Origin of the sequence: Streptomyces sp. SolWspMP-5a-2 (assembly GCF_900091845.1) — a bacterium.
GTDB lineage: Bacteria > Actinomycetota > Actinomycetes > Streptomycetales > Streptomycetaceae > Streptomyces > Streptomyces doudnae.
In genome coordinates, this window is record NZ_FMCI01000012.1 from 1 (window position 1) to 1084 (window position 1084).

Annotated in this window: 1 protein-coding gene; it reads left to right on the forward strand. The window is 69.9% G+C overall.

The window, feature by feature from the left end:
* On the forward strand, nucleotides 1–769 hold a 769-nt coding region (locus tag GA0115242_RS00650; RefSeq protein WP_237548528.1), incomplete at its 5' end, for a DUF5655 domain-containing protein.
* Between the last annotated feature and the right edge of the window lie 315 nt (nucleotides 770–1084).

A 1084-nucleotide genomic window follows, 5' to 3' on the forward strand; every position in this document is an offset into this window, starting at 1 on the left:
CGTCCGGTTCCTGGCGAGCGAATACAGCACCGGACTGGTACGCGGAGGTCGAATCGACTCGCTTGGGCTGGACGAGAACGGCTCGCCGGTCATCATCGAATACAAGCGCGGCACAGACGCCGGCGTTATCAACCAGGGCCTGTTCTACCTGGCGTGGCTGATGGACCATCGCGCCGAGTTCGAGCACCTGGTCCGCGACCGGCTTGGGGTGACGACCGCGTCCCAGGTCCGGTGGAGCGGCCCCCGCCTGATCTGTGTCGCTGGCGACTTCACCCGTTACGACGTGCACGCCGTGCGCGAGCACCGGCGCTCGATCGACCTGGTCCGCTACCGGTTCTTCGGCAGCGATCTGCTCGGCCTTGAGACCGTGGCCTCCGCCAACGGTGGCACGCAGGTGGCCCGCCGGGCACGGCGGGGGTTGGTTGCCCAGGCAGCGGCCGGAGTGCAGGGCGCGGCGATGGTGGAGCTGGCGGGTGCGGTTGACGAGGTTCTGCTCAGACTAGGGGACGGTGTGAACCGCGTGGAGCGGAAGCAGTACCGGGCGTACCAGCGCCTCCGGAACTTCGCCTGCATGTGCCCGCCGCAGCGCAGCAAGCTGTTGGTCTACCTGAAGGTCAACCCGAAGGACGTCGACCTCGTGCCGGACTTCACCAGGGACGTCTCTGGCGTAGGCCATCACGGGACCGGTGACCTGGAGGTCCAGCTCCGTACGCTGAAGGACGTGGAGCGGGCCCGGGATCTGTTTCGGGCGAGCTTCTCCGCGGCGTGAGCGGACAGAGCTGCGCGTCGTCGGGCGAGTCGCGCTTCGAATCTTGTCTGCGGGCGTGAGGGCTTCTCTCGACGTGCGGGCAGAGGGCGGCGGTGGACTGTTTACGGTCCGCAGGATCGCCGGTTTAGCCAACCGGCGGTAGGGCCCTTCTCCGGGGTGGGCGGGGCGGGGCGCGGCACCGGCCGCCGCCTGCCGCGCGTCCGGGGCCGCGGGCGTCCGCTGCGCTCCCGACCTCGCTGCGCGGCCCAGGACCGGGTGCTGCGGGGCGCGGCTGCGCCGCATCCCCTAGCTGGCTTACTCCGGTGTGTTCGGGAG